Origin of the sequence: Microbacterium lacus, assembly GCF_044794305.1 — a bacterium.
GTDB lineage: Bacteria > Actinomycetota > Actinomycetes > Actinomycetales > Microbacteriaceae > Microbacterium > Microbacterium lacus_B.
The window spans coordinates 879,975-905,373 of the sequence record NZ_CP084996.1 but is presented as its reverse complement, the minus strand read 5'-3'; the positions used below and the strand labels follow the sequence as shown (position 1 = coordinate 905,373).

At 65.1% G+C, this 25,399-nt stretch carries 19 protein-coding genes; 11 read left to right on the top strand and 8 right to left on the bottom strand.

The features are described from left to right. Nucleotide 1: 1 nt before the first annotated feature. The 3 genes from LG299_RS04455 to LG299_RS04445 all read right to left on the bottom strand — a co-directional run bounded on the left by LG299_RS04455 (nucleotide 2) and on the right by LG299_RS04445 (nucleotide 3,026). Nucleotides 2-1,000 (bottom strand): Gfo/Idh/MocA family protein, encoded by a 999-nt coding sequence (locus LG299_RS04455; protein WP_404433760.1) that lies wholly within the window; start codon nucleotides 998-1,000, stop codon nucleotides 2-4. Between the two features lie 9 nt (nucleotides 1,001-1,009). Continuing rightward, on the bottom strand, nucleotides 1,010-2,356 hold the full coding sequence (locus LG299_RS04450) for an O-acetylhomoserine aminocarboxypropyltransferase/cysteine synthase family protein (RefSeq protein ID WP_404433759.1): 1,347 nt from the start codon (nucleotides 2,354-2,356) through the stop codon (nucleotides 1,010-1,012). A 94-nt stretch (nucleotides 2,357-2,450) separates the two neighbouring features. Continuing rightward, nucleotides 2,451-3,026 (bottom strand): hypothetical protein, encoded by a 576-nt coding sequence (locus LG299_RS04445; protein ID WP_404433758.1) that lies wholly within the window; start codon nucleotides 3,024-3,026, stop codon nucleotides 2,451-2,453. A gap of 208 nt (nucleotides 3,027-3,234) precedes the next feature. On the opposite strand from LG299_RS04445, the gene LG299_RS04440 reads away from it, so the two are divergent. The 5 genes from LG299_RS04440 to mmsB all read left to right on the top strand — a co-directional run bounded on the left by LG299_RS04440 (nucleotide 3,235) and on the right by mmsB (nucleotide 9,222). Further along, complete coding sequence (locus tag LG299_RS04440) at nucleotides 3,235-4,254, top strand: LacI family DNA-binding transcriptional regulator (protein ID WP_404433757.1); 1,020 nt, start codon at nucleotides 3,235-3,237, stop codon at nucleotides 4,252-4,254. Nucleotides 4,255-4,424: 170 nt separating this feature from the next. Beyond that, nucleotides 4,425-5,144: an L-ribulose-5-phosphate 4-epimerase gene (locus LG299_RS04435; RefSeq protein ID WP_404434801.1), complete on the top strand. Its 720-nt coding sequence runs from the start codon at nucleotides 4,425-4,427 to the stop codon at nucleotides 5,142-5,144. Nucleotides 5,145-5,199: 55 nt separating this feature from the next. Next, nucleotides 5,200-6,324: a multiple monosaccharide ABC transporter substrate-binding protein gene (chvE, locus tag LG299_RS04430; RefSeq protein ID WP_404433756.1), complete on the top strand. Its 1,125-nt coding sequence runs from the start codon at nucleotides 5,200-5,202 to the stop codon at nucleotides 6,322-6,324. Between the two features lie 116 nt (nucleotides 6,325-6,440). Next, a complete protein-coding gene (gene mmsA / locus LG299_RS04425) occupies nucleotides 6,441-7,970 on the top strand; it encodes a multiple monosaccharide ABC transporter ATP-binding protein (protein WP_404433755.1) in 1,530 nt (509 codons plus the stop codon). A 19-nt stretch (nucleotides 7,971-7,989) separates the two neighbouring features. Continuing rightward, nucleotides 7,990-9,222, top strand: coding sequence for a multiple monosaccharide ABC transporter permease (gene mmsB / locus LG299_RS04420; RefSeq protein WP_404433754.1), 1,233 nt, complete (start codon nucleotides 7,990-7,992; stop codon nucleotides 9,220-9,222). A gap of 122 nt (nucleotides 9,223-9,344) precedes the next feature. Here the strand turns inward: mmsB and hrpA are convergent, their stop codons facing one another. Then, a complete protein-coding gene (gene hrpA, locus LG299_RS04415) occupies nucleotides 9,345-13,217 on the bottom strand; it encodes an ATP-dependent RNA helicase HrpA (protein WP_404433753.1) in 3,873 nt (1,290 codons plus the stop codon). 384 nt (nucleotides 13,218-13,601) lie between these two features. Between hrpA and LG299_RS04410 the strand changes: the two genes are divergently transcribed. After that, nucleotides 13,602-14,063, top strand: a complete 462-nt coding sequence (locus LG299_RS04410; RefSeq protein WP_404433752.1) for an ArsR/SmtB family transcription factor — start codon at nucleotides 13,602-13,604, stop codon at nucleotides 14,061-14,063. Here LG299_RS04410 and LG299_RS04405 read toward each other — a convergent pair. Then, the gene (locus tag LG299_RS04405) at nucleotides 14,060-15,625 is read right to left on the bottom strand and encodes a dolichyl-phosphate-mannose--protein mannosyltransferase (protein ID WP_404433751.1); all 1,566 of its coding nucleotides are present in this window, start codon (nucleotides 15,623-15,625) and stop codon (nucleotides 14,060-14,062) included. The genes LG299_RS04410 and LG299_RS04405 overlap by 4 nt on opposite strands. 23 nt (nucleotides 15,626-15,648) lie before the next feature. Between LG299_RS04405 and rsmI the strand changes: the two genes are divergently transcribed. From rsmI to LG299_RS04390, 3 genes are read left to right on the top strand one after another with little or no spacing between them, the layout of a single operon-like run. Continuing rightward, entirely contained in the window at nucleotides 15,649-16,476 is an 828-nt protein-coding gene (gene rsmI / locus LG299_RS04400) for a 16S rRNA (cytidine(1402)-2'-O)-methyltransferase (RefSeq protein WP_404433750.1), read from the top strand. A gap of 28 nt (nucleotides 16,477-16,504) precedes the next feature. Next, a complete protein-coding gene (gene metG, locus LG299_RS04395) occupies nucleotides 16,505-18,118 on the top strand; it encodes a methionine--tRNA ligase (RefSeq protein WP_404433749.1) in 1,614 nt (537 codons plus the stop codon). 6 nt (nucleotides 18,119-18,124) lie between these two features. Beyond that, entirely contained in the window at nucleotides 18,125-19,009 is an 885-nt protein-coding gene (locus tag LG299_RS04390) for a TatD family hydrolase (RefSeq protein ID WP_404433748.1), read from the top strand. 15 nt (nucleotides 19,010-19,024) lie between these two features. On the opposite strand, the gene LG299_RS04385 is transcribed toward LG299_RS04390, so the two are convergent. Both LG299_RS04385 and LG299_RS04380 read right to left on the bottom strand, forming a co-directional pair. Continuing rightward, on the bottom strand, nucleotides 19,025-20,332 hold the full coding sequence (locus tag LG299_RS04385) for an MFS transporter (RefSeq protein WP_404433747.1): 1,308 nt from the start codon (nucleotides 20,330-20,332) through the stop codon (nucleotides 19,025-19,027). Between the two features lie 49 nt (nucleotides 20,333-20,381). After that, entirely contained in the window at nucleotides 20,382-21,794 is a 1,413-nt protein-coding gene (locus tag LG299_RS04380) for a sugar porter family MFS transporter (RefSeq protein WP_404433746.1), read from the bottom strand. A 105-nt stretch (nucleotides 21,795-21,899) separates the two neighbouring features. Here LG299_RS04380 and rsmA point away from each other — a divergent pair, with 105 nt between their 5' ends. Then, nucleotides 21,900-22,745 (top strand): 16S rRNA (adenine(1518)-N(6)/adenine(1519)-N(6))-dimethyltransferase RsmA, encoded by an 846-nt coding sequence (gene rsmA / locus LG299_RS04375; RefSeq protein ID WP_404433745.1) that lies wholly within the window; start codon nucleotides 21,900-21,902, stop codon nucleotides 22,743-22,745. Nucleotides 22,746-22,855: 110 nt separating this feature from the next. Continuing rightward, nucleotides 22,856-23,797: a phosphodiesterase gene (locus LG299_RS04370; RefSeq protein WP_404433744.1), complete on the top strand. Its 942-nt coding sequence runs from the start codon at nucleotides 22,856-22,858 to the stop codon at nucleotides 23,795-23,797. Here LG299_RS04370 and LG299_RS04365 read toward each other — a convergent pair. After that, nucleotides 23,745-25,349, bottom strand: a complete 1,605-nt coding sequence (locus LG299_RS04365; protein ID WP_404433743.1) for a stealth conserved region 3 domain-containing protein — start codon at nucleotides 25,347-25,349, stop codon at nucleotides 23,745-23,747. The genes LG299_RS04370 and LG299_RS04365 overlap by 53 nt on opposite strands. Nucleotides 25,350-25,399: the final 50 nt, after the last annotated feature.

Below are 25,399 nucleotides of genomic sequence, written 5' to 3'. Positions count from 1 at the left end.
GTCACTTCTCCTGCGGGTAGGTCACGCCGACGAGCCGGCGAACTTCGTCCAGGGTGCCCATGATCGCCACCGTCTCATCGATCGGCAGAATGTCGCTGTCGGTGAGTCCTCGAGCGATGTATTGCTCGGCGGCGATCGCTTGATACTGCATCCCGCGGCCGTCGATGGCCGATTCGAAAGACTCGAGCACTGTGCCGTCCGGCGCGACGAGGCGGAACGAGGTCGCGCTGTACCAGACTCGGTCGATGTCGATGCGCGCTTCGGTGCCGACGATCGCCGCGGTGTTCGGGCCGGCCGACCGCGCCGCTGACAGCGTTGTCGAAAGCGCCCCGGATTCGTGCGTGAAGATCGTCGCGACCTCGATGTCGGCGCCGGTTTCGCCCAGGTGCGCGTGTGCGCTGATGGCGGTCGGTGCGCCGAGGATGTCCCACGCGAACGAGATCGGATAGATCCCGAGATCCAGCAGTGCTCCACCGCCGAGTTCGAGCGCATTCAGCCGGTGGTTCGGCTCGCTCGAGATCTTCTGCGTGTGATCGGCGAAGACGGCGCGCACCTCGCCCAACGCGCCCTCGGCGACGAGCTCGCGGATGCGCACCATGTGGGGGAGATACCTCGTCCACATCGCCTCCATCGCGAGCAGACCGCGTTCTCGGGCGGCATCGCGCACCCGTGCCGCCTCTGGCGCCGTGAGCGTGAACGGCTTCTCCACGAGCACGTGCTTGCCGGCTTCGAGCGCGAGGATCGCCTGTTCGGCATGGAACGGATGCGGCGTCGCGATGTAGATGATGTCGACGTCGGGATCAGCGACCAGCTCTTCATACGAGCCGTGCGCGTGCAGGATGCCGTACTCGCTCGCGAACGCGGCTGCCGACTCGGCGCTTCGCGAGCCGACGGCGACGACTTCCCGCCCCGCGGTTCGCAGATCGCTGGTGAACGCGCGGGCGATGCCGCCGGGCCCGAGGATGCCCCAGCGCAGGCTGGGCGAGGACGATTCAGTCATCCTTCGAGGTTAGTGGTGAGCTGCCCTCGCAGCGATGTGCGTGAGAGGAACGGTCGACAGTGCACGGTCGAGATCGGCGATCAAGTCACCCGCGTCTTCGATGCCGATCGACAGGCGCACGGTCGCCCATGAAATCCGAGCCTCCGACAACTGCTCTGTGCTCATGTGGCTGTGCGTCATCGAGGCGGGGTGAGCGACGAGACTGCGCGCATCGCCGATGTTGGCGACGAGTCGAATGACCTCGAGCTCGCTGATGAACGCCTCGACCGCGCCGAAGGCCGCTTCGGGATCGGCGGGCGCGTGCAGATCGAATGCGAACACGGATGCTGCGCCACGGGCGAGGTATTCGCTGGTGAGGTGATTCCAGGGGCTGGACTCCAGGCCCGGGTGGTGCACCGCCGCGACCGCGGGATGCGACTCGAGAAACTGTGCCACCTTGAGGGCGTTCGCACTGTGGCGATCCATGCGGAGGTCGAGCGTCTCGATGCCCTGCAGAAGCTGGAAGGCGTTGAAGGCCGAAAGCGACGGCCCTAGGTCGTGAACGTACTTCGTTTTGACGAGTGAGATGTACGGCGAGCCGGTCGCGCCGAATCGCTCGACGAGGCTCGCGCCGCGCACGCGTGCATACTCCTCATTGAGCTGTGGCCACCGGGCAGGCTCCGCGCTGAAATCGAAGGTTCCGAGGTCGATCACGACTCCGCCCAGCGACGTGCCGTGCCCTCCCAAGAACTTCGTGGCTGAGTGGACGACGATGTCCGCGCCGAAGTCCTTCGCGCGCTGCAGGTAGGGGGTGGCGACGGTTGCGTCGATGACGAGCGGCACCCCGGCCGAATGCGCCACTGCGGCGACGGAACGCATGTCGAGCACCTGCGCGATCGGGTTGGTCACCGACTCCGCGAACAGTGCTCGTGTGGTCGGACGAACAGCGGCGGCCCAGGCATCCGGATCATCTTGATCAACGAACGTGACCTCGATGCCCCAATCCGGGAATGTGTCAGCGAGCAAGTCGACGGTGCCGCCGTAGAGCTGACGAGCCGCCACGATGTGCTCGCCCTGCTTTGCCAAAGCCAACAGCGCGACGGCGACCGCAGCCTGCCCCGATGCGACACCCGCGGCCGCGATGCCGCCTTCGAGTTCGGTGACCCGACGCTCGAAAACGAGCACGGTGGGGTTGGCGGCACGACTGTAGATGTTGCCGTCGCGGCGGAGCGCGAAGAGGTCACGCGCGTGCGTCAGCGACGTGAATTCGAAAGCATTGGACTGATGGATGCTGGGGATCGCGGTGTTCTCGGCCACTCCGGGCGTGAACCCCGCCTGCACCTGGGCGGTGGAGAACGCACGGGAAGAGGTCGACATGCGCTCCATTGTGGCGTGCGCAGCGGATCGACGCGGGATCGTGTGTCGAACTGTTGCGACGGTGCGCGGAGGACGGCTCGGACGACGGCCCGGACTACGGCTTGAAGTTCTCGCGCGGAGGAGGAGATGCGGGTGGGTTGTCGCTGATGCCCAGCAGAAACCCGACGATCCCCAGTGCGGTGCCTTCCAGCACCGGTCCGTTACCGAACGCCCAATCGGCGTCGGTCGCGCGGATCGAGTGCCCGGCGATGACCGCCCGCCGGTCGAAAGAAGCAGACGTCGCGGCATACAGCGCGACCGATCCTGACGTCAGCGGCGGAACAATGGGGGAGCGATCGAGCGCGATGCCGAGGAGCAACAGCGCGCGAAGGGCGTGAGACAACGCGCGGATGCTCTGTTTCTTGCCGGTCCGAAGCTGCTGTGCTGATTCGGTCAGCATGGACACGGTGCCGGGAGATGAGTTGGGCACGTTGTCGGCGACGATCCGCGCGTCGCTGAGGAAAGCTCGCGCAAGTTCGTTTCGCGACGTTTCTGGGATGGATGCTTCCGCCAGCCACACGGCGGCCTGATCAATGGTGTCTGCCACAGCCAACCGCCGGTCGGAAGTGACGTGGGATTCGTCGTGTCGAACCTTGTTGCTCAGCGGGAGGTTGTTGAAGAGGTCCGCCATGCCCTCAGCGTACGCCCCGCGACATCTGATCTGCCGCGACCTTTTTCGAGGGCTCGAAGAATGGCTCCCAGGGAATGTGACTGTCACATTCGTGCTCGGGATTATTGCGAGGGTTGTGCATAATAGGCAGAAGCAATGTGACCGTGCGCATGCCGAGCTCGAGAAATCGGCGTCACGACGCGCATTCGGAATCGAAAGTAGAGCACGCATGGTCGAGGATGCCAGCGGCCGGCGGCCGAGCATCCGCGACGTCGCGCGCCTGGCGGACGTCTCGCACCAGACGGTTTCGCGTGTGCTCAACGATCACCCGAGCATCCGTCCCGAAACGCGCGATCGCGTCCTGGCGGTCATGGCCGAACTCCAGTACACGCCCAACCGCGCTGCGCGAGCGCTGGTCACCAGTAGATCGCGGACGATCGGTGTGCTCTCGGCCTCCAGCACCCAGTACGGGTCGGCGTCGAGCATTGCGGCGATCGAATCTGCGGCCAGGGCGCGAGGTTACTGGGTCAGTACCGCCAACATCGTGGCATCCGATCCCGACTCCATTCGGGCGGGACTTGCCCACCTGATGGCCCAGTCCATCGAGGGCCTCGTTGTGATCGCCCCGCAGATGCGCGTCTTCCGCTCGCTTGCCGCGCAGCGCATCGATGTCCCCTATGTCACTCTGCAGTCCACCGGGCTCGATCCTGACCACACCCTCACCGTTGACCAGATTGCGGGCGCGCGCCTTGCGACAAAACACCTGATCAGCCTTGGTCATCAGCAGATCTATCACCTCGCCGGACCGCAGGACTGGATCGAAGCAGAGTCACGCATGAAGGGCTTTCTCGAAGAGATGTCCGCCAGCGACATTCCGACCACAGCGCCGGTGCTCGGTGATTGGACAGCGGAGTTCGGCTACTACGCCGGGCGCGAGCTCCTGCGCGTGCGGGACTTCACCGCAATCTTCTCCTCCAACGATCAGATGGCTTTGGGGCTGATCCACGCCATCCGCGATGAGGGGTTGGACGTTCCGCGTGACATCAGCATCGTCGGGTTCGACGACATCCCCGAGGCTGCCCACTTCTGGCCGCCGCTGACGACTGTCCGCCAAGACTTCGCTGAGCTGGGACGCCGGTGCGTGGAACTTCTGCTCACTCCCGACGAAGGTCAGGCGGCGCACCCGGTTCCGGTCATCTTGCCTGAGCTCGTCGTTCGGGCCTCAACCGGTCCGGTGCCCTGGGCCTGAATAGCCGTTACCAACCCGATACGTCGCGATGTTGACATCGAGGGTGGAACCGTCGCTATAGTTGCGCAATGTGAACGGTCACATCGACCGGGCAGTGCAAGAACAACGAAGGGGTTGGTCACGTGGCCAAGGTGGGCGACATCGATACGCGTGAAAGCTACGCGGCGAACGTGCGTACCGAGGTTGCCATTGCCCGTGTGCGCGCTGAGATCGCAAGCCTTCACGCAGAACTCGTCCGCAACGACCTGGTGGTCTGGACAGGAGGCAACGTTTCGGGCCGCGTCCCCGGTGCGAATCTCTTCGTCATCAAGCCGTCGGGAGTCGCCTACGACGACCTGGCTCCCGAGAATATGATCGTCTGCGACTTGGAGGGCGTCGTCGTTGCCGGCACACCCGGAAGCGAGCATGCTCCCTCCAGCGACACCGCTGCCCACGCCTACGTCTACCGCCACATGCCGGAGGTGGGCGGGGTCGTGCACACGCACTCGACGTATGCGGTGGCCTGGGCCGCCCGCGGCGAGCAGATTCCCTGCGTCATCACGGCGATGGCCGATCAGTTCGGCGGGCCCGTACCCGTCGGCCCGTTCGCGATCATCGGCGACGACTCCATCGGGCGGGGAATCGTGCAGACCCTCACCGGCCACCGCTCGACAGCGGTTCTCATGCAGAACCATGGCCCATTCACGATCGGTCCGACAGCGAAGGACGCGGTCAAGTCCGCCGTCATGCTCGAGGACGTCGCGCGTACTGTCCACCTCGCCCGTCAAGGTGGACCACTGATCCCCATTCCGCAAGACGACATCGACCGGCTCTACGTCCGGTATCACAACGTCTACGGACAGGACTCCGAGCTCGCCCGGGCATCCCCGGCCGAACGAGGGAACAACTGAATATCGAGCACGACCAGCACCAAAACGACGACGAAGTCCCAAGAAAGGACACACAGTGAAAGGCAAGAAGATCCTTCTGGCCGCAGTTGCGGCAGGAGCATTGATGCTCTCAGCATGCTCGGGAACATCCGGCGACACCGGCTCGGGCGAAGGCGAAGGCGGCGGCGGAATCATCGGCGTTGCCATGCCCACCAAGAGCTCGGAGCGCTGGATCGCCGACGGCGACGCCGTCAAGGCAGCGCTCGAGGCCGAGGGATACACCGTCGACCTGCAGTACGCAGAGGACGACATCCCCACCCAGGTCTCGCAGATCGAGAACATGATCACCAAGGGCGCCGAGGCGCTCATCATCGCCTCGATCGACGGAACCACACTCTCGGAGGTCCTGCAGACCGCCGCAGACGCTGACATCCCCGTCATCGCCTACGACCGCCTGATCCGCGACACCGAGAACGTCGACTACTACGCGACCTTCGACAACTTTCTCGTCGGTCAGCAGCAGGCATGGACGGTCCTGAACGGACTCGGCCTCACCGACCTCGAAGGAGCACCGCTTGCAGATGCTCCCGAAGGCCCGTTCAACATCGAGCTGTTCGCAGGATCGCTGGACGACAACAACGCGTTCTTCTTCTTCGACGGAGCCATGGACGTGATGGAGCCCCTGATCGAAGACGGAACGCTCGAAATTCAGTCGGGTCAGACGACGATCGAGCAGGCCGCCACGCTCCGCTGGGACGGCGAGACCGCCCAGAGCCGCATGGAGGACCTCCTCACGGCGAACTACTCCGATGGCACGCAGGTCGACGCAGTTCTGTCGCCCTACGACGGTATCTCGCGAGGCATCATCTCGGCGCTCGAGGGCGCCGGCTACAGCCCCGGTGACGAGTGGCCGATCATCTCAGGCCAGGACGCCGAAATCGACTCGGTCAAGGCGATCCTTGCCGGCGAGCAGTTCGCAACGATCTTCAAGGACACGCGCGAGCTTGCGAAGGTCGCGGCGGCCATGGCCGTTGCGGCACTGAACGGCGACGAGGTCGAGGTCAACGATGAGGAGACCTACGACAACGGCGTGAAGATCGTGCCGTCGTACCTCCTCGGCCCGGTGCCGGTCGTGGCTGACAACGTCGAGTCCGCTCTGGTGGACACGGGCTACTGGACGGCGGAGGACCTGGGTCTCTAACGAGCCCAGCTCACCCCACCACCCAAGGATGATGGTGGGAGAGGGAAGAATCCCTCTCCCACCGTCATTCGTCCGCTACGCTCCCCCTGTCAGTCCAAACGAGGAAGTCTGCGAACATGACCAGCAACATTCTGGAGATGCGCGGCATCACCAAGACATTCCCCGGTGTCAAGGCGCTATCGAATGTCACATTCACCGTCGAACGCGGTGAAATTCACGCCGTCTGCGGCGAGAACGGCGCGGGTAAGTCCACGCTCATGAAGGTGCTGTCGGGGGTCTACCCCCATGGCACGTACGACGGCGAGATCATCTACGTCGGCGACGAAGTGCAATTCAAGAACCTCCGCGACAGCGAGGCGAAGGGCATCGTCATCATCCACCAGGAGCTCGCCCTGAGCCCCCACATGTCGATCGCCGAGAACATCTTCCTCAACAATGAGCGCAAGGGTGTTGGCGGGCTCATCGACTGGAACGTGACGAACTTCGAGGCGGCGAAGCTACTCGCTCGCGTGGGGCTCAAAGAGAACCCGACGACGAAGATCAAGCAGATCGGCGTCGGCAAGCAGCAGCTCGTCGAGATCGCGAAGGCGCTGTCCAAGGAAGTGAAGCTCCTCATCCTCGACGAGCCGACGGCGGCGCTGAACGACGAGGACTCCGATCACCTGCTCGATCTGATCCTCAGCCTGCGTGAAGAAGGCATCTCGTCCGTGATCATCAGCCACAAGCTGAACGAGATCAAGAAGGTCGCCGACCGTGTCACGGTCATTCGTGACGGAAAGACGATCGAGACGATCGCGAAGGCAGATGTCACCGAAGACCGCATCATCAAGGACATGGTCGGTCGAGACCTCGAGCACCGATACCCCGACCACGAGCCGAACCTCGGTGAAGAGCTTCTGCGGATCGAGAACTGGACTGCGCATCATCCGCAGGACCCCACGCGAGTGATGGTGGATGACGTGTCGATCGATGTCCGCGCCGGCGAGATCGTGGGTATCGCGGGCCTCATGGGCGCCGGACGCACGGAGTTCGCCATGAGCGTCTTCGGCCGAAGCTACGGGTCGCGCATCTCGGGCAAAGTCTTCATGCGGGGCAATGAGATCAAGACCCGCACCGTCGCCGAAGCGATCGACAACGGGCTCGCGTATGCCACGGAAGACCGCAAGACCTACGGACTGAACCTCATCGAGGACATCAAGCGGAACATTTCGATGGCGTCGCTCAAAAAGCTCGAGACGGCAGGACTCGTCAACGACAACGAAGAATTCAAGGTCGCGAACGAGTACCGCAAGAGCATGAACATCAAGGCGCCCAGCGTGTTGGTCAAGACCGGCAAGCTCTCCGGCGGCAACCAGCAGAAGGTCGTCCTGTCCAAGTGGATCTACGCCGATCCCGAGGTGCTCATCCTCGATGAGCCCACTCGCGGCATCGATGTCGGCGCGAAGTACGAGATCTACACGATCATCAACAAGCTCGCGGCTGAGGGTAAGGGAATCATTGTGATCTCTTCCGAACTGCCCGAGATCCTCGGGATCTGCGATCGGGTCTATGCGCTCTCAGAGGGGCGCATCACCGGCCAATTGCCGATCGAAGAGGCCACCCCCGAAACCGTCCTCAAACTCATGACCATGGAGAAGCCCCGCTAGCGGGCGCCAGGAGATCCTCATGTCAACTTCGACTATTTCCGAACCGCCCGCAGTAGGCGGCAACGTCAACCCTCCCGAGAACAAGTTCACGAGTTGGATCAGCCACCTGATCGCCGATCTCGGGAAGAACGGCATCTTCATCGCGCTCGTCGTGGTGGTCGCCCTCTTCACCTTCTTGACGGATGGCATCCTTCTGCGGCCGCAGAACATCTCGAACCTCGTCGTGCAGAACGGATACATCCTCGTTCTCGCGATCGGCATGGTCATGGTGATCATCGCGGGACACATCGACCTGTCGGTCGGTTCCGTCGCTGCGTTCGTGGGCGCGTGCTCCGGCGTCTTCGCCGTCACCTGGGGACTTCCTTGGTGGCTCTCGGTCATCCTGTCGCTGGTTATCGGCGCGGCGGTCGGGGCGTGGCAAGGGTTCTGGATCGCCTACGTCGGCATACCCGCGTTCATCGTGACGCTGGCGGGAATGCTGATCTTCCGCGGGCTCGCCCTCGTGGTGCTCGGCAACACCAACATCGGCTCGTTCCCCACGGAATATCGCGCGCTCGGCAACGGCTTCATCGACGGCGTTTTCGGCGAGGCCGATCCGGACGTGTTCACGCTCCTGGTGGGCGCGCTGGCCATTGCCGCACTGATCACCCAGCAGGTGCGCACTCGCCGCGGACGACAGAAGTATGGCCAGGAGGTCGAGCCGGTCGCCTGGTTCATCGCCAAACTCGTGCTCATCGCCGTCGCGATCGGATTCTTCACCTGGGCGCTCGCCTCCTACAAGGGAATCCCGGTGACCCTGGTCATCCTCGCGATCCTGGTTCTGATCTACGGCATCGTGATGAACCGGACGGTCTTCGGCCGCCACATCTACGCGATCGGCGGCAACCGTCACGCTGCCGAGCTCTCGGGCATCAAGACCCGGCGCGTTGACTTCTGGCTGTTCGTGAACATGGGCGTGCTGGCGGCGCTGGCCGGATTGATCTTCACCGCGCGGTTGAACCTCGCCGGTCCCAAGGCCGGTGACGGTTTCGAGCTCGAGGCGATCTCGGCAGCATTCATCGGTGGTGCAGCTGTTCAGGGCGGCGTCGGAACCATCGGCGGCGCGATCATCGGTGGTCTGATCATCGGTGTGCTCAACAACGGCATGTCGATCCTCGGTATCGGCATCGAATGGCAACAGGTCGTGAAGGGACTCGTCCTCCTCCTGGCAGTCGCATTCGACGTCTTCAACCGTCGTCGGTCGGGCAACTAGCAGATGGCTGATCGCAAACCCGCCTCGACCACGCGCGTCGGAATCTGGGTGCTCGTTTCGGCGGTGGCCCTCTACATGATCATCTCCGGACTGATCGGAGTGCTGGGCAACGGGGGGTAGCGCTATGTGCCGCGCAGCGCCTTCTGAATCCGCTGGATCGACACCGGTTCGGCTGTTCCGAGGGTCTGCGCGAACAGACTGATCCGATACTCCTCCAGCAGCCAGCGCGCGTGGACGAGTGAATCTGCTGCACCGGGGCCGGGGGGAATCTTCCCACCGGCCTCGGCGTATGCCGAGGCTGCCCGTTCGAACTCCGTCATGCGCTGGCGATCCCGCCCCGGGTTCTCGGCGAGAGCCGTGATGCGATCGAGAGCGCCGCGGAGGTAGCGGGGGAGATGCACCAGGCGCGCAGCGCCGGTGGCAGAGACGAACCCTGGGTAGATCAACCCGGCGGTTTGAGCCTTCACATCGTTCAGCGCGCCGAGGAGCGTGAGCGAGTTCTGACTGCGCACGGCGCGATCGACATCGCGCGAAGCCGTGAGGATGCGTGCGGTGAGCGAGACGGTTCGGAAGAGCTCATCCACCACGGCCGCAGAGAACGCGTCCCGTACGGCGTCGAAGCCGGCACGCGTGCGCACTGGTGCACCACTCGCTGAGCCTTCGATCGCTGCGTCGGCAACGGTGACCCGAGCATCTTCGATGAGGGCTTTGGCGCTCGGATAGGGGGATGCCGCGAGAGCGAGCTTCTCCGGAGCGGTGAGGTGTTCGAGCACGTACGCGGCGGGGGACGGAACGGCAAGGAGGAGAAGTCGTCGCACACCGTTGCGTGTGCGGGATGCTGCAGCCTCAGGCGTCGCCTCAATACGCAGCGACACGCTCGAGCCGTCATCGACGACCGCGGGATACCCGCGGACGATTCCGCCAGCGACTCGAGTGTCGACGACTTCGGGAAGTTCCCCGAAGTCCCACTCGGTCAAGCCCGCGCGCTCGGTGAACCCCGAGTTCGCCACGAGCGGTGCGGTCGCGGTGCCAGCTGAAGGGCGTGGCGCGCCCGGACGCTCGTCCGGAGCGCGGAGGGAACGCGCGACAGAGGTGCGCGCTCGATCGGCGAGTGTGCGCTGCAAGATCTGCAGGTCGCGGTCGGTGCCGACCTGTCGTCCTCGTTCATCGACGGCGCGGAACGAGATGCGCAGGTGGCCAGGTACGCGCTCGAGTTCGAAGTCTGCCGCTGTGACGGGTTGGTTCGCGACACGCTGGATGCGGGCTGCGAGCGCGTCCAGCAGCGCGATCGGTGGTGTGCCGGAGTGCGACTCGGGACCGCTTCCTGCGAGTTCTGCAGAGAAGGTCGCTGCCCAGTCCGCGGCGGGAACAACGTGCCGGCGAATCGACTTCGGCAGGGCACGCAGCAGCGCGGTGATCAGTTCGTCGCGCATCCCCGGAACCTGCCAGTCGAATCCGTCGGGTCGGAGTTGCGCAAGCAGCGCAAGCGGCACTACGGCGGTCACACCGTCGTCCACGGCTCCCGGTTCGAACCGATAGGCGAGCGAGATGACTTGGTCGCCCTGTTGCCACCGGGCGGGGAAGTCTCGTTCGTCGCCGCGGGATGCCTCGTCCAACAGGTCGGCCTCAGACATGTCGAGCAGTCGCGGTGTTTTGGCGGAGGCATCCTTCCACCACGCTTCAAAGGATCGCAGATCGAAGACATCACGCGGAAGCCGTGCGTCGTAGAACCGATAGACGGCCTCATCACCGACGAGGATGTCACGGCGACGCTCGCGTTCCTCGATCTTCTCGAGTCGCCGGCGCAGTTCGAAGTTGCGGCGCTCGAAAGCGGTGAGCCGCTTATCGAGGTGTGAGGGGTCCCACTCGCCCTCGACGAGCGCGTGTCGCAGGAACAGCTCGCGGGCGAAGGGGCGATCGAATCGCGAGAGCTGAACCCGTCGCTTCGGCACGATCTCGACGCCGAACAGCGTGACCTTTTCGTAGGCGGATGCTGCGCCCGAGGCTTTCGACCAGTGCGGCTCGCTCAGGCTGCGCTTGGCGAGGTCTCCGGCGAGAGGTTCTGCCCACTCCGGGTCGATCGCTGCGACGGTGCGCGCGAAGAGTCGACTGGTCTCGACCAGTTCGCCCGCCATGACTGCGGTCGGTCGCTTCTTCTTCAGCCCCGAGCCCGGGAAGATCGAGAACCGTGCGCCGCGTGCTCCGAGGTAGGTATCGGACTTCGGGTCGCGGCGCGCGGGCTTCGCATTTGTCCCCTTCGCCGGTGGAGCCTGCCGTTCATCAAGGATGCCGATGTGCGAGAGCAGGCCTGACAGGATCGCCCTGTGGATCACGTCGGGGTCCGCGGCATCGTCGCCAGAGCCCTTGGTGCGGCCGATGAGCGATGTGAGTTGGCGATGGACGTCCGTCCACTCCCTGACCCGTACATAGTTCAGGTGCTCGCTGCGGCAAAGCCTGCGGAAGGCGCTCGAGCCGAGTTCGCGCTGGTGTTCTTGCAGGTAGTTCCAGAGGTTGAGCTGGCTGAGGAAGTCGCTCGTCGGGTCGGTGAAGCGGGCGTGAAGTCGGTCGGCCTCTTCGCGACGCTCTTCGGGGCGCTCGCGGACATCCGGAATCGACAGCCCCGCGACGATCGCCAGCACGTCGGGGAGGACGCCGGTGCGCCGCGCTTCGATGAGCATGCGCGCGAAGCGCGGGTCGATCGGGAGGCGTGAGAGTTCGCGACCGAGATCGGTGAGGCGGGTATCGGCCACCGCGCCGAGTTCGATCAGCAGATCGAAGGCGGCCTTGACCCCGCGGGAGTCGGGCTTGGTGAGGAAGGGGAACTCTTGGATGTCGCCGAAACCGAGCGAGAGCATCTGCAGAATGACCGCAGCCAGGCTCGTGCGCAGGACCTCGGGTTCGGTGAATTCTTCACGGCTGGTGAAGTCGTCTTCGGCGTAGAGCCGAATCGCGATGCCCGGTGCTGTGCGGCCCGCGCGGCCGGAGCGCTGCTGGGCCGAGGCCTGCGAGATCGCCTCGATCGGGAGTTGTTGAATCTTCGTGCGATTGCTGTAGCGCGAGATGCGCGCAGTACCGGTATCGATGACGTAGCGGATGCCGGGAACCGTCAAGCTCGTCTCGGCAACGTTCGTCGCGAGGATCACCCGGCGCCGCACGCCCGCCACGGTCGACCGCTCGAACACGCGATGTTGCTCTGCCGAGCTCAGTCGACCATAGAGGGGGAGCACCTCTGTCGGCGCAGCATCCTTCGCATACATTCCACGTACGGCATCCATCGCGTCGCGAATCTCTGCCTCGCCGGGGAGGAACACCAGCACGTCACCGGTGGGCTCGTGATCGAGTTCCTTCAGCGCCGCGGCGATGCCGTCGACGTCGTCATCGGTGTCGGCCGCCGGCCGGTATCTGATATCGACGGGATACGTGCGGCCCGACACCTCGATGATCGGCGCGGGGGTGCCCGAGGCATCCGCAAAGTGCTGGGCGAAGCTCTCTGGGTCGATCGTCGCGCTGGTGACGATGACCTTGAGGTCGGGTCTTTTGGGCAGGATGCGGGTGAGATACCCGATCAAGAAGTCGACGTTGAGCGACCGTTCGTGCGCTTCGTCGATGATGATCGTGTCGTAGCGGCGCAACAGCCGGTCGCGATGGATCTCATTGAGCAGGATGCCGTCGGTCAGCAGTGCGACGCGCGTGTCTTCCGACACCTTGTCGGTGAAACGAACCTTGTACCCGACCGTGGTGCCGAGCGGGACCTCGAGTTCTTCGGCGATGCGTTCGGCGATGGTTCGCGCAGCGATGCGTCGAGGCTGGGTGTGTGCGATTCGCGTGCGACCGAGTTCGAGGCAGATTTTCGGAAGTTGGGTCGTTTTGCCCGATCCCGTAGCGCCGGCGACGATGACGACCTGATTGTCGCGAATGGCGCGCGCGATCTCATCCCTGGCGGCGCTGACGGGCAGCTCGGGCGGATAAGAGATGACGGGTTCGGGCGCGGACATAGCCTTCGATCGTATCCCGTCGGCGCATTCGGGCGCGCGAGTTCACGGCTGGGCGCCGCGCATATCTCTCAGAGGTATTGAACTTCCTGCTCACACAGGGTCAGTGAACTTCCCGCTCACACAGCGGTGTCTCGCCGCGGGGGTGCGCAGAAGAGTGCTGTGTGAACGGGAAGTTGAATTCGTTCAGAGGAGTGCTGTGTGAACGGGAAGTTGAATTCGTTCAGAGGAGTGCTGTGTGAACGGGAAGTTCAATTCGTTCCAGAGGGTGTCCAGCCAGCGGGGGCCGGCGCATCCTCTCCTTCCCGCATCGCGGAGCGGGCAGGTCACCCACAGATTGCGGCAACAGTGCCCGCGCGACACGACTCGGACCCTACCGTGAACCTCATGAATGTCTTCGAACCGCTCGCCGAACCCGCACGGCTCCGCCTGGTGGAGATCCTGGCTAGCGGCGAACACACCGCCGGGCAACTCGCCGACGTCGTGGGCTGGGAGTTTCGAATCAGCAGGACCGCCGTCTCGAAGCACCTCCGCCACCTGCGGAATGCCCACTACGTCGATGTGCGCGCCGAACTCCAGTGGCGTTGGTACCGGTTGAATCCGCTGGGCTTCGACGTCCTTGAACGGACGGTGGCGGACCTGCGGCACAAGATGGACACGGCGATCGGGTGGAACGCCGATAAGGGCGAGAAGTACGACCCCCTGGGGCAGTTTGCGCCGACAGTTCCCTTCAAAGGCCCGGGCCGACCGGCGAATCGAGGGCGCCGGGAACGCATCAGGTTCGCCCCGTCCCGCGAGCCCGACCTCGGTCTCTACCCGGTGCACCCGCTCCTGCCCGAGGAGGACTAGACCCAGGTCGGCAGCCAGTTGTGCATGCGCCAGAAGTCGTACGGCACGGGCATGGCGGTGAGGACCGGGTACCAGAAGGCGGAGAGCAGGAGGACGACCGCGAGGAACACCCAGACCGTGCGCTGGCCGCTGGTGCGGCGATAGGCATCGTCCGAGGCGCCTCCGGCGACATCGCGAAGTGCGAAGGTCAGGGCGAGCAGCATGAACGGCAGAATCGCGATCGTATAGAACTGGAAGATCGTCCGCTCCGGGTACAGCAACCACGGCACGTAAGTGACAGCCACGCCGGTGAGCACGATCGCATACTGCCAGCGGCGTGTCATCACGAACCGCACGACGAGGTAGATCACGGCGGCGACCGCAGCGAACCAGATCAGCGGATTCGGCATGCTGTAGATGTTCTGAACGCACCCGTTCGCGATCTCACATCCAGCCTGCCCGAGGTCATCGCGGTGGAAGTACATCGACGTGGGTCGCAGCAGCAACGGCCACTGCCATGCCGGGCTCGCGTAACCGTGCGCACTATCGAGATTGACGTGGAATCCGTACATCGCCTCGTGATAGGTCCACAGGCTCGCGAGCGGCGACCCGGGCACGGACTGGCGGTCATAGCCGGCCGCGGTCACGAGCCAGCCGATCCACGACGATAAATAGACCACACACGCCACCGGGATGAACAGGACGAAGGTGACGAGGCCCTGACGGAACGCAGCATCCATCGGCCAAAAAGTGACGCCCGCCCGCCGGCGCTCAAGGGCGTCTGTCACGACGAGGTACACGCCGAGCCCAGCCGCGACATAGAGCCCCGACCACTTCACGGCGGTCGCCGCGCCGACCGCGACGCCTGCGGCAACGATCCACGGGCGATTCCAGAACACCGGACCCCACGCGGGGGGCTCGCCATCGACAGAACGGGCGGCGACGACCCCAGCAACGCGCTCGAGATGGCGCCGACGGTCCAAGAGCACGAACCAGAACGCCAGAAGTGCGAAGAACGTCAGGAAGATATCGAGCAGCGCCACGCGACTCATGACGATCGCCAGGCCGTCGATCGCCATGAGACCCGAGGCCACGGAAGCAAAGACGAGCGAGCCGGTCAGGGTCTTGGCGACCAGGTACAGCACCAGCACCGTCGCGGTGCCGCACAGCGCGACGCCGATGCGCCAGCCGAAACCGGACTCAGGCCCGAACACGCCCATGCCGAGTCCGATGAACCATTTGCCGAGCGGCGGATGCACGACGAAACTGCCGACCGTGGTGAAGATGTCGGTCTCACCCGCGAGGAATCGCTCGTCTGCCGCCTCGGGCCACCCCGAGGCGAAGCCGAGGTTCCACTGCGTCCAGGAGTCCTTGACGTAGTACGTCTCATCGAAGACGAATGCGTGCGGAGAGCTAAGATTCCACAGTCGTAGGATCCCGGCGATCACCGTGATGATCGTCGGCGCCAACCAGCGCCATAGACGCACGAGGCGAGGGTCGCCGCTCACGCGCGCGGTCAACCGGTCGAGCACGGTGCGACGCGCACGCGGCGACGGCGCAGGGGGCGCGGCGGTAATCGTCACGCGTGCAAGCCTATGCTGGGCCCGTGATCATCCTCGCGGCGACGCCCATCGGAAATCTGGGCGATGCCTCGCGCCGTCTGATCGACGCGCTCGAGACCACGACCGTGATCGCCACCGAAGACACCCGCACGACACAGCGCTTGCTCGCGGCGCTGGCCATCTCTCATCGTCCGCGTCTGATCGCGCTGCACGACCACAACGAGAAGGCGCGGGCTCCCGAGATCGTCGAGCTCGCGCGCACGCAGGACGTGTTGGTGCTGTCGGATGCGGGCATGCCCACGGTCTCAGACCCCGGCTACGGACTTGTGGCGGCCGCTGCTGCTGCGGGGGTCACCGTCACCGTGATCCCGGGCCCGAGCGCCGTGCTCACGGCGCTCGCCGTCTCGGGCCTGCCCACAGATCGCTTCACGTTCGAAGGCTTCGTTCCGCGCAAACACGGCGAGCGGATGACCGCCTTCCGCGCGCTCGCGGCCGAGCAACGGACGATGGTGTTCTTCGATGCGCCGACCCGTGTCGCGGCGACCCTCGCCGACATGGCCGAGTCGCTCGGTGCCGACCGCCGCGCGGCGGTCTGCCGAGAGCTGACGAAACTCCACGAGGAGATCGCCCGTGGCACGCTGCAGGAGCTCGCCGCCTGGGCTGAGCCTGGTGTGCGCGGCGAACTCGTCATCGTGGTGGCGGGAGCTGCTCCCCGCGAGGTGGCCCTTCCCGATGCCGTCGCACAGGTGCTGCAGTCTGTGGCGGCTGGCACGCGGATGAAGGATGCCTCGACCGAAGTCGCTGCCCTCACCGGGCATCCCTCGCGAGACCTCTATAAGGCAGCGCTCGAGAGTCGTCACACGGCGGGCTGAGGCATCCGTCGCACGTAGAATCTTTCCCATGCCCACCGGCGAATCTTTCTACATCACGACCCCGATCTATTACCCGAGCGATGTGCCGCACATCGGCCACGGGTACACGACCGTGGCGGTCGACACGCTTGCGCGCTGGCACCGTCAGGCCGGGGACGACACCTGGATGCTCACGGGCACCGACGAGCACGGTCAGAAGATGATGCGTGCCGCTGCGGCGAACGGAGCGACCCCGCAGGAATGGGTCGACCGGCTCGTCGGCGAGTCCTGGTTTCCGGTGCTGAACACGCTCGATGTCGCCAATGACGACTTCATCCGGACGACCCAGCCTCGTCACGAAGAGCGTGTGAAGCAGTTCGTTCAGGCGATCTACGACCGTGGTTACATCTACGCCGGCGAGTTCGAGGCGCTTTACTGCGTGGGCTGTGAGGAGTTCAAGACGGACTCCGAGATCGCGCTCGGCACCGGACCCTTCGAGGGCCTCAAAGTCTGCGCGATCCACTCCAAGCCGCTGGAGCTGCTGAAGGAGAAGAACTACTTCTTCAAGCTCAGCGAGTTCCAAGACAAGCTGCTCGAGCTGTACAAGACGCAGCCCGACTTCATCCGCCCCGAGTCGGCGCGCAATGAAGTCGTCTCGTTCGTCAAGAACGGGCTGAAAGACCTCTCGATCTCGCGGTCGACGATCGACTGGGGCATCACCGTGCCCTGGGACGAGTCGCACGTCATCTACGTCTGGGTCGACGCGCTCTTGAACTACGCGACCGCCGTCGGATACGGCGCTGCATCTTCTCACGACGGCAGCCCTTCGTCGAACTCCGGGCTCGACGAGTTCGAGCGGCGCTGGCCGGCGTATCACGTGGTCGGCAAAGACATTCTGCGCTTCCACGCGGTGATCTGGCCGGCGATGCTGATGGCAGCCGGGGTCGACGTGCCCCGCGGTGTTTACGCGCACGGCTGGCTGCTCGTGGGCGGCGAGAAGATGTCGAAATCGAAGCTCACCGGTATTGCGCCGACCGAGATCACCGACGTGTTCGGGTCGGACGCGTACCGCTACTACTTCCTGTCGGCGATCGCGTTCGGGCAGGACGGCTCGTTCTCGTGGGAAGACCTCTCGGCCCGCTACCAGGCCGAGCTCGCCAACGGCTTTGGCAACCTCGCTTCGCGCACCACGGCCATGATCGATCGCTACTTCGAGGGCACCGTCCCGCCGCCTGCGGAGTACACCGAGCGTGACCTTCGAGTGCAGACGGTGGTGGCGGATGCCGTCACCGCCGCCGACGCTGCGATCGAGCGCTTTCGCATCGACGAAGCGATCGCCGCGATCTGGACGATCGTCGACGACCTGAACCTCTACATCACCGAGAACGAGCCCTGGGCACTGGCAAAAGACGAGGCGCAGCGTGCGCGGCTGGGCACGGTGCTGTACACCGCGGCCGAGGGCCTTCGTGCGCTTGCTGTGCTCTTGTCGCCGGTCATGCCGGTCGCGACACAGAAGCTCTGGGTCGCCCTCGGTGCGGGTGACACACTCGGTCACCTGACCGCCCAGCCGATCCGCGAAGCCGGAACCTGGGGCGGGCTGCGCCCGGGAGCTACGGTGAACGCCCTGGCCCCGCTCTTCCCGCGCGTCGAGCAGAGCGTCTGAGCGCCGGTGAGCGACCCGAGCCAGTACGTCCGCTCGCGCTCGCAGGACGGTCGTGGTGACGTGCGCTGGCCTGCGGCCCCCGATCCGTTGAACGTCCCGGTGTACGACAACCACGCGCACCTCGAGATCGAAGACGGCGACGAGCCGCTCTCGCTGGAGGAGCAGCTCGAGCGTGCCGCGGCCATCGGCGTCATCGGTGTTGTGCAAGCCGGTGGTGATATCGACTCGAGCCGCTGGTCGGCGTGGGCGGCAGCATCCCACCCCCGCGTTCTGGCCGCGGTCGCCATCCACCCGAACGAAGCGCCCGCGTACAAGTCCGCCGGGGAGCTGGACGCCGCGATCGCGGTGATCGATGAGCTCGCGGTGCAGCCGCGCGTGCGTGCGATCGGCGAGACGGGGTTGGACTTCTTCCGCACCGAGGCGGACGGCATCCCGGCACAGTACGAGAGCTTCGAGGCGCACATCGACCTGGCGAAGAAGCACGGCATCTCGATGCAGATCCACGACCGCGACGCGCACGAGGCCGTCCTCGAGACACTCACCCGCGTGGGCGCCCCAGACCGCACGGTCTTTCATTGCTTTTCGGGTGATGAGGCGATGGCGCGCGTCGCTGCGGACGCCGGCTATTACCTGAGCTTCGCCGGCAATGTGACTTTCAAGAACGCTCAGAACCTCCGCGACGCGCTCGCAGTGACGCCGCGTGAGCGGATTCTGGTCGAGACGGATGCTCCGTTCCTGACGCCGACCCCGCACCGCGGGCGGCCCAACGCGCCGTACCTGATTCCGGTCACGGTGCGCTTCATCGCCGACGAACTCGGCGTGGACCTCGACGGGTTCTGCGCGCAGCTCGCGGCGAACACGCTCGAGGTCTACGGAGCGTTCGAGGACTGAGCTGCTGTTTCTCTCCTAGCGGTCGGGGAGAGGCATCCCGCCGGCACCGGGCTCGTCCTCGGGACCTATCCGTTCGACTTCTTCCGAATCGAGCACCGGCTTCGCTGCGGCGATCAACGAGATTGACCGCCAGACGAGCAGCAACGTGATCGCCGAGCCGCCGAAGGCGAACCACCACGGCGCGGTCAGCCCCCACGCCTGGGCGATAAGTCCGCCAAGAAGCTGCCCGATCACGAGTCCGCCGAAGACGCCGACCATGTTGACCGACGCGATGCGCCCCTGCAGCGGCATCGGTACGAGTCGCTGACGCACGGTGGTCGAGATCGTGCCCCACACGAACGCGTACGCGCCGAACCCGAACATGATGATGAACGCGATCACGGGTGAAGTGGTCAGCGCGAAGGCCAGGTGCATGAGCACCTCGAGCGACAGAACGATGCGCATCAGCGTCGCGAACGAAATGTGTCGTTCGAGCCAGCCGAACGACATCGTGCCGACGAGCCCGCCGAGCGCCGAGGCGGTCGTGAGCACTCCGAACCCGACGGGTCCCATGCCCAGGTATTCGGTCGCATAGAGCACGAGGACGCCCCATGGAGCAGCCCACGTCACATTGAAGACGAGGATGATCACCACGAGTGTGCGCACGGGCGCGTTGCCGCGCAGCCACTGCAGACCCTCGCGGATCGGATGAGCCTTGGCGTCCGGCGCCACCTCATCCTTGGGTGGGACCGGTGTGCGTGCGATCCGAGAAATGAGAATCACCGCGAGGCTGACGCAGACGATCTGCACGACGAACGGCCAGAACGACCCCGCGGCGAAGAGGAACGCGCCCAGCGGCGGTCCGGCGAGCTGATTGCCGACGAGGAACCCCGCCTGGAGCCGCGCGTTTCCGATGCCGAGATCGGCGGGTCGGACCATCATCGGCAGGAGCGTGCTCCCCGCGGTATCGGCGAAGACTTCGGCCGTGCCGTAAAGGAAGGCGGTGGCCAAAACGATCCACACGGTGACCTGACCGGTGGCAAGAAAGACGACGAGTCCCGCCACGATCAATGCTCGCGACCCGTTGGCGATCATGACGAGTCGCCGCCTGTCGTGATGGTCGGCGATGGAGCCCGCGAAGAGCCCGAACAGCAGCCACGGCAGGAACTGCATCATGGCGCCGGCAGCCACCAGCAAGGGCGAGGAGGTGAGGGAAGCGATCAATAGCGGAGCGGCGGACAGCGCGATCCCATCGCCGAGGTTGCTTGTCCACGACGACGAGAGCAGCCACCGAAAGTCTCGGCCGAGTCGGCGAGGTGCGATCAGATCGCCGAGCGAAGGCATCCCGCCATCCTAAGCGCGCCCCTGCTCGCCACCCGCGCCGGATGGATCCTCAGTCGGTCATCGACTCGAGCGTGCGTCCCTTCGTCTCTTTGATGAAGCGCAGCACGAAGAAGATCGCGACGAACGCAAAGAAGGTATATACGCCGTAGGCGAGGCCGAGGCCCACGCTGGCAAGGGCCGGGAACGTCGTCGAGATGACGAAGTTCGCTCCCCATTGCGCGGCCGCGGCAACGGAGAGGGCAAGCGCTCGAATCTTGTTGCTGAACATTTCGCCGAGCATGACCCACACCACGGGTCCCCACGACACACCGAAGAAGACCACATACAGGTTGGCGGCAACCAGCGCAATCGGGCCAGCGGCTCCCTCGAGTACCGGGCTCCCATCCACCACCGTCGCAGTGGCGAAGACGATCGCCAGGACGAGCAGACATGCGAACTGACCGATCGCGCCGACGAGCAGAAGCGGTTTGCGGCCGACCTTGTCGATCAGCATGATCGCCACGATGGTGGTGACGATGTTGGTGACCGAGGTGATCACGGTGATTGTCAGGGAGTCTTGTTCGGTGAAGCCGACCGCCTGCCACAGGGTCGAGGAGTAGTAGAAGATGACGTTGATGCCGGTGAACTGTTGCAGGACCGACAGGCCGATACCGATCCAGACGATCGGCAACAGTCCAAACTTTCCTCCGCGCAGGATCGAGAATCGTGGCCGATCGGACTTGCCTTCCACCGTCTTGATGATGTCGGTGGTTGTTTTCTCAATGTCGCCGCCCACGTAGCGAGTGAGCACCTCCCGAGCCCTCTTCAACTCGCCGCGAGCGACAAGGAACCGGGGCGACTCGGGAATCGTCAAAGCGAGGAGGCCGTAAACCACGGCGGGCACGATCTCTGCCAGGAACATCCATCGCCATGCTTGAAGCCCGAGGAGCCACTCGGTGGTCGAGCTTCCCGCGATGGCCACGATCACTGCGGCGGTGAGCAGGGCGACGAAGATTCCGGTGACGATCGCGAGTTGCTGAAGCGAGCCGAGACGGCCGCGATGAGCGGGCGGCGATACCTCGGCGATGTACGCGGGAGCGATGACGGATGCTGCGCCCACTCCGAGCCCGCCGACGATGCGCCAGAACGACAGGTCGTAGACGCCGATGGCCAGTCCGCACCCGACAGCGCTGACCACGAAGAGGATGGCGGCGATCACCATGACGCGGATGCGGCCGTAGCGGTCGGCAATGCGCCCGGCGAACCAGGCGCCGATGGCGCAACCGATGAGAGCCGACGAGACCGCGAAACCGAGCGCCGCGTCTCCGAGTTCGAACTCTTGCTGGATCGCGCTGACCGCACCGTTGATCACGGCCGTGTCGAACCCGAAGAGGAAACCTCCGAGCGCCGCGGTGGCGGCGACCAGGACGACTCGGCGGATGGGAACGGAGACGTTCGCGGTGGACTCTGGCGCCGAACTCATAGTGGATCCTCCTCGATGCAGCCCATCGACGCGCGCATGCTCGCCTCTGGCCAGGGTGTCGTGTCTGGCGTCAGACTGTCAAGGCTTCCGAACTACAGTGAACGCATGCCCGTTCACCTTCTCGGCGGTGCCGAGATTCGCTCTTTGGCCGCTGAGCTCGATGTGACCCCCACGAAGAAGTTGGGCCAGAACTTCGTCGTAGACGCCAACACCGTGCGCAAGATCGTGCAGGTCGCCCGTGTGCAGTCCGGTGAGCGCGTCGTCGAGGTCGGCCCAGGACTCGGATCACTGACCCTCGCGATTCTCGAGGTCGGAGCATCCGTCACCGCTGTCGAAATCGACCACCGTCTCGCCGCGCGGCTTCCCGAAACCGCCGCCGCGCACGGTGTGCCCGAAGGTGCGCTGACGGTGTTGGATGCTGATGCTCTGCGCGTGACGGAACTTCCGGGTGACCCGACCGTCCTTGTGGCGAACCTGCCGTACAACGTGAGTGTGCCTGTGCTGCTGCACTTCATGGAGACCTTCGCGAGCCTGCAACGCGGGGTGGTCATGGTGCAGGCTGAGGTGGGGGAGCGACTCGCGGCGCCTCCCGGGTCGAAGATCTACGGCGCGCCCAGCGTGAAGGCCGCCTGGTACGGACGCTGGCGTCTGGCGGGCACCGTGTCGCGGCAGGTGTTCTGGCCCGTTCCCAACGTCGACAGCGTGTTGGTCGCCTTCGAGCGTGATACCGAGGCCCGCGGGACGGAAGCAGAGCGTCTACGTACCTTTCAGATTGTGGATGCTGCGTTCCAACAGCGTCGCAAGATGCTCAGGCAAGCACTGTCCAACGTGCTGGGCGGTTCATCCGCTGAAGCGTCAACCGTTCTCGAACGCGCCGGGGTCGCTCCTACGGCGCGCGGCGAAGAACTCACCGTCGACGACTTCCGCCGCATTGCCGCGGTTGTGAGCTGATTCGCCGCACCGTTTCGTCACTGTTCGCGCGCCGGTCCCCGGAAGTTCACGAAACATGCCTGTAATATTTGCTCTGCTGAGGCATGCTGGCGCACGAGCGGGGAGAACCGATGCGTACTGCGGAATACCCGGCGCCCGAGCGCGTCCTTCTGCATTTAAGTGACACCCATTTGCGTGCCGCGGGATCGAGGTTGTTCGACGCCGTCGACGCGCGGGACCGCCTCGCGCGTGCACTCGCGGTGATCGCAGCATCCGGAATCACACCCGACGGCATCGTCTTCACCGGTGACCTGGTCGACCTGGGTGAGGAAGACGCGTACCGCGAGCTCCGCGAACTGGTGGAGCCGTTCGCGGCTGCCCTGAACACACGTGTGTTCTGGGTCATGGGTAACCACGACGACCGCGCGCACTTTCGCCGACAGCTTCTCGACGAGCCTCACGACGCGACCTCTGCGCCGATCGATCGAGTGGAAGAACTCGACGGCTTGCGCCTGGTCACGCTGGATTCCAGCGTCCCCGGTGCCCACCACGGCGAGGTGACAGACGCCCAGTTGCGCTGGCTCGCCGACGTCCTTGCGACGCCCGCGCCCCTGGGCACGATCCTCGCCATGCATCACCCACCCGTGCCCAGCGTGCTGCCGCTGGCGGCGAGCGTCGAACTTCGTGACCAGGCCCGGCTCGCCGCCGTGCTTCGAGGCACCGACGTGCGCGCCATCATCGCGGGGCATCTGCACTACTCGACGTTTGCCACGTTCGCCGGGGTCCCCGTCTCGGTGGCGTCATCCACCTGCTACGCGCAAGACCTCACGGTGCCCGTCGGCGGCAGCCGGCCGCAGGATGGCGCGCAGGCGTTCAACCTGGTTCACATCTACGACGACACCGTTGTCCACTCAGTCGTCGCTGTCGATGCTCCGGCGGTCCTCGAGCACATCGACCCTGCCGAGGCGCAACGGCGTCTCGCGCAGGCCGGGGTGGCCGCTCAGGCCGTCGCCCCACGTGTCAGCCCGCAGCGGCACGCCCCGCCGACGGAGCCGATTCCGGTGTTTCGCTGAAAGACGACCCAGCGCCCGCGCCGAGGTCGGCGCGTTCCCAGGGGGCGCGCACGGGAAACATCCGCTCGAGGATGTCGGTGACGGTCCGTACCCGCAATTCTTCGGGCATCTCGCCCGCGCCGCCGTCGTTGAGGCAGAACATGTCGACGTCGCGTCGGCGCGCGAGTCGCTCCATTCCCGACAGTGAGGCGGCGAGCGTCGTCTGTACGTAGCGGACCCGCGGAGTCGTGGTGGCGATCGCCTGCCCTGTGAACTGCGCGTAGTAGTGGTACAGGCTGTTGGTCACCGAGATGTCGGTGGCCGAGCGGAATCGGGATGCCGCGGTACGAGCGAAGTCTTCGGGGAAGGCCCGCTCGACCTCGGCGGCGACGCTGCGCCGCAGCGGAGTGGCACAGTGCTCGAGGTCACGCGTTATCGTGCGACCGAAGCGTTCGCGCAACAGCGCCCGGTTCACCCGCAGCGCGTTGTCGTGCCCACTGCGGTGCAATGCCTGACCGCCTGCGCCGATGCGGATCCCGCACTCGACGAAGCGCGTGAGGCCAGCGGGGGAGAAGAACAGTTCGGGCTCGACGGCACGTCCGAAGAACATGTCGTCGTTCGAGTACAGAAAGTGCTCGGCGAGCCCGTCGATGCGGTGCAACTGCGCCTCGACTGCGTGGGAGTTGTGGATCGGCAACACCGAGGTATCCGCGAAGAACTCTTCGCTGCGCACGACCGTCACTTTGGGGTGGTCAATCAGCCAGGCGGGCGCCGGTGAGTCGGTGGCGATGAAGATGCGCCGGACCCAGGGGGCGTACATGTGCACACTCCGCAGGGCGTAGCGAAGTTCGTCGACGTGGCGGTAGCGGGCAGGGCCGTCATCGCCTTCGCCGACGACGTATTCGGCCATCTGCGCGGCGCGCGTGCGCTGGAACTCGGTCGAGGAACCGTCGACCCACGAGAAGACCATGTCGACGTCTTCGGTGAATTCGGCCGGGTGGATATCGAACATGCCCGAGAGCGTCCGCCAGGTGCGGCCGTAGCGCTCGACGAGGTCGAACTCGAGGTCCTGAACCGGGGTGTGTCGCCGGGTGAGGGCGTTGTCGTGGGGGGCTTCGACGGTATCGGCGCCGAAGCGCCAGAATTCCAGGCGGATGCCGACTTCGTGGTTGTAGCGCAGTTCGCCGCGCTCGGTGATGCGCGGACGGTACACCCGCACGGACGCGGGGGCGGACCCTAAGGCGTCGAACTCGGCGGCCAGCACGGCCGCACGCGCCTTGCGCTTGATGTAGAGGGGCTCTGCGACTTTGCGCAACGCTGCGACAGCGGCGGCAGCATCCTTCAGGTCAACGACCAGGGCGGGAATCCTTACGCCGTGGCGTATCAGGAGCACGGGAACGTCGGCCTCCTCGAGCGCAGAAGCTGTGAGGAGCAAGTCGGCGGTGCGCGCGTCGTCGGGCGTCGCGGACGGATGCCGCAGCCGCAACACTCCCTGATCGAGAACGACATCGTCACGTTCGAGGAGTGAGGCCCAACTGCGGGGATGGGCGGGCAGTGCAGACAGCGTTGCCATAGGGCCTCCTTGGGGGTCGACGGGGGTTGTCCGCGGGGGACAGAGGGCAA